Genomic DNA, 3,924 nt, shown 5'->3' with positions numbered 1-3,924 from the left:
ACCTAATCGGGCTCCTAGTAGGCGTTGATCATCAAACTTCATAATTGCTTCTCCTTCCTTCACATAAATATAATTTACAAGTAATTATATTTATGGAAATAGCTCTAATGTAGACTATATCATAATTTACTAAAATATAAATATCATTTTTCTTCCCAATGAAAATTCCTGTTTTTTCATATATTTCGATACAAAAAAACTTTCTCAACACAAAAATAAGAATTTTCAGTTTTTTATCCCGTGAAAATCTATTATAATAAAGTTAATAAATGTTTGACCTCTCCTAATTCATGTACATATGGATGATCAGTAGTTGCTGCTACTGATCTATTTTTTTGATTTCAGAAAGCAAATACGCCGCATCCTTTCCTACACCACAAATAAGTGCCGAACCCCTTTGAGATTGCCAGGGCAATCCGATATAATACAATCCTCTTACTAGACTTATTCCCTTTATATGATTAGGAAATCCTTTCTCATTCACAGCCTTTTCTATTTCAATCCATTTATAATCTTGAACAAAACCAGTTGACCATATAATACTTTGTGCCCTATACGTATCACCATTCTGAAACATAATGTTATTTTCTGATGCACTTACTACTTTTCCCCATAGTTTTATTGCTCCATTACGAATGAGTTCCTTACCTTCAAAACCAAAAATAGGATCCTTTCTCTTCTGAAACCACCTTCCTCTCTTTGTATTTATTTCAGCATACAATAAACCTATTTTTTCTAACCAATTGAAAATACTTTTTCTAAAAAGATGTAACGGTAAAAACGTTAAAGGATGACTGATAGACATCGTAACTTCATGAGTTTTTGCAAGTTCTACTGCTATTTGCATGCCTGAATTCCCGCCACCTACTACTAGTACTCTTCCCTTTGGAATTTGCGATGGTGATATATATTGTGATGAATGTATTTGAAAAATATGTGATGAAAGATGTTGTGAAAATGAGGGGATGAATGGTTGCTGAAAACCACCTGATGCGATAATAACTTTTTTCGATTGTAAAATTTCTGTAGGAGTGTGTAATTCAAATACTTCTTTCTCTTTCCTTATTTTTAAAACTTCAGTTTGCAATTGTACGGGTAATTTATAATGCCTTGCATATCCTTCTAAATAATTTGCAATCTCATCTTTATATGGAAATTCATTTTTCTCTCCTATTAATGCCATACCTGGCAAACTACTATATGCCCTCGGTGTAAAAAGCTGCAAAGAATCATATCGGTTTCTCCATGAATCACCAATTTGGTTTCCCGCCTCAAGTAATAAGAAACTATATCCTTCCTGCTTCAAGTAGTATCCCATTGTTAATCCAGCTTGACCAGCTCCAACGATAATTATATCTTTCACTCCAATCCCTCCTTCTCACAAACACATGAATACATGTTCATATGTTCATACGTTTCCATAATCATAACATTTTATTTTTATATAATTCAATATCTACCCAAAATAAAAAGAGCAGTTCACTATAAAGTAAACGCCCCTTAATATGTATCATCTCGTTACTCATTAATATTTCAATTGTCCCTAAAGGATCTAACGGCCCATACACACTATCACCTAAATTTATTATCATTTCGACCTTACGACGTGAAATATCTTTTAATACCGCCTTTAAAGCGTGACTATTTCCATAAATATCTGAAATTATCACTATTTTTCTTTTCATTGTAACCCCTATTTTGATAAATTATTTATGACCCCTCAATTTCTAAACCATTTCCTCATAAAATGTAATTCTATTTGAAAATGGATCAATCACTGTTAATTCAAGTGTATCCCAAGGTGTTTTTTCTATATTAGGTTTAGAATATAAATATTCTTTACTCGATAATACAGTTTGGTAGTTTTTTAAATCTTTCATTTTCACACGAATCGCACCGCCTGGTGATGCATCACCATGATGCTCAGATAAATGTATCACAGCATCCTTTAACGAAATTTGCATATATAATGGCATATTTTCCTCATACCTATGCTCCCAATCCAGTTTAAATCCTAAAAAATTAAAGTAAAATAACTGAGCCTTTTCAATATCAAAAATTCTAAATATAGGTGTAATCATTTATAATACCCTCCTATTTATAAACATCAGCAGCCAATTCCCTCAAAATATCCACATTCATCACTTCAAAGCATCCATTGTTTTTCTGTATTATCCCTTTATCACAAAAAACATTTAATGTTCGTAATAAATGCCGATAACTCGTTCCTAACAATTCGGCTGTTTCCGTTAAATTCCCACTAAACACAATTCTATTTCCGTGCTGAACCGCTCGTTCCCCTGCTGCTAACATATAACTCGCAAGTCGATTTTCAAGCGGATATAGTAAATTAATTGTACTATTCTTTGAAAGTCGATTTAATTTGTGGGCTAAAGAACCGCAAATGCATCTTAAAAATTTCGCATCATGAAACAACTGATTTCTAACTTTCCCTAAAGGCAAACCAACACAATAAGAATCTGCCATTACTTGTACGTTTGAAGTGATCCTTTGAGAGTGAATTAACTCTACATCCCCTAACAATTGCAAGCTATCATAAAAACATAATAATACAGATTTCCCGTTACTTAATGTGTTAAATGCTTTTGCTTTTCCTTCAACAAAGAAATATAAATAATCTATCTCTTCATTTTCTCTACAAATGAACTCATTCTTTTTAAAAAATATAAGTTCCATATATGACTTCATATCACTACTAAAAAATGAGTCAATATTATTTTGTTTCATATAATCTGCTAATTTATTTGAATTACATACTTTCTTCATAGTTCCCCCACCTTTACAACTCATCCCCATTTTAATCAAAATTTTCTTCTTCTACTATGACATATGTCATAGTAATACACAATTTCAACATGATACAGTCATTACAAACATGAAATACAAAGGGGATATTACATTGTATAACTTTCTTTCTGTCTTTATTGGTGTGCTTATTGCCATTATGCTCCCATTGAATGGGATTTTATCTGAGTTGATTGGCAATTATACAGCGAGTGTTGTCATTCATCTTGTAGGTTTAGTAGCAGTTGTTTTCGTGCTAGTCCTTAACAAAAATAAAATTCACTTTGAAAAAGATATTCCGCTTTATTTATATAGCGCTGGAGCGATTGGTGTATTCACTGTTCTTTTTAGCAATATAAGCTTCTCTGCTCTTGGTGCCTCTATTACTATCGCATTAGGCTTACTTGGTCAATCTATTGCTTCTATCGTAATTGATCATTTCGGTTTATTAGGTATGAAAGTTGCGAAGTTTGAAAAGAAAAAACTAGTTGGGTTATTCTTCATCTCTTCTGGAATTATTATCATGACAATTTATTAATGGGGGCAAGAATATGTTATATATTTGTATCGCTATTTTAGTTGGAGTATCCATCGTTGTTGCTAGAATTATTAACGCGAATTTAGCAAAGAAAATTGGAAATTGGGAAGGTACGTTTTTTAATTATATTACTGGATTATTTTTCTCTATGTTATTTTTAATTTTCAGTTCAGATTCGTTGTATATTTCTAGTCATACACTGCAATCCATACCTATCGCTGTATACTTAGGCGGATTAGTAGGTGTTATCGTCATCTCATTATCAAACTATATTACTCCTAAAATTCCAGCATTTTATTTAACGTTACTCATCTTTATCGGACAATTGTTTACGGGGACTATCATTGATTTCTTCTTGTCACACGAACTCTCAATGGGCAAAATTGTCGGTGGAATTTTCGTATTAATAGGGCTTACTTACAATTTACTCGTTGATCGCCCTATAAAAACTGTGAAGCATAGCCACGTACAACTATAATACTTTACGCTTACCTATCATATATTAATAGAAAAGCTCTTCATACAAAGTAACAGAGAGGAGAATATTCTATTAAGAAAATCATTTTACTGCTAGGTAGTGC

Annotated in this window: 5 protein-coding genes and 1 pseudogene; 2 read left to right on the top strand and 4 right to left on the bottom strand. The window is 32.1% G+C overall.

Translation table 11 applies throughout. The annotated features are described in order from the left end of the window. Positions 1-319: 319 nt before the first annotated feature. From AB3X48_RS18790 to yeiL, 4 genes and pseudogenes are all read right to left on the bottom strand, one after another. Positions 320-1,363, bottom strand: coding sequence for a flavin-containing monooxygenase (locus AB3X48_RS18790; RefSeq protein WP_088099390.1), 1,044 nt, complete (start codon positions 1,361-1,363; stop codon positions 320-322). Between the two features lie 133 nt (positions 1,364-1,496). Continuing rightward, positions 1,497-1,685 (bottom strand): annotated as a pseudogene (locus AB3X48_RS18785) (metallophosphoesterase family protein); the annotation flags it as partial. 42 nt (positions 1,686-1,727) lie between these two features. Beyond that, on the bottom strand, positions 1,728-2,081 hold the full coding sequence (locus AB3X48_RS18780; RefSeq protein WP_002110987.1) for a glyoxalase superfamily protein: 354 nt from the start codon (positions 2,079-2,081) through the stop codon (positions 1,728-1,730). A gap of 13 nt (positions 2,082-2,094) precedes the next feature. Next, the gene (gene yeiL, locus AB3X48_RS18775) at positions 2,095-2,787 is read right to left on the bottom strand and encodes a transcriptional regulator YeiL (RefSeq protein WP_016105552.1); all 693 of its coding nucleotides are present in this window, start codon (positions 2,785-2,787) and stop codon (positions 2,095-2,097) included. A gap of 109 nt (positions 2,788-2,896) precedes the next feature. Here yeiL and AB3X48_RS18770 point away from each other — a divergent pair, with 109 nt between their 5' ends. Together AB3X48_RS18770 and AB3X48_RS18765 are read left to right on the top strand one after the other, a co-directional pair. Next, complete coding sequence (locus AB3X48_RS18770) at positions 2,897-3,343, top strand: DMT family transporter (protein WP_016105553.1); 447 nt, start codon at positions 2,897-2,899, stop codon at positions 3,341-3,343. A 13-nt stretch (positions 3,344-3,356) separates the two neighbouring features. Further along, a complete protein-coding gene (locus AB3X48_RS18765; protein WP_002121102.1) occupies positions 3,357-3,821 on the top strand; it encodes a DMT family transporter in 465 nt (154 codons plus the stop codon). The last annotated feature ends 103 nt before the right edge of the window (positions 3,822-3,924 follow it).

The organism is Bacillus sp. S4 (genome assembly GCF_040838205.1).
GTDB lineage: Bacteria > Bacillota > Bacilli > Bacillales > Bacillaceae_G > Bacillus_A > Bacillus_A cereus_U.
Note: the sequence above shows the minus strand (reverse complement) of the source record. Positions and strands in the feature narration are given on the sequence as shown.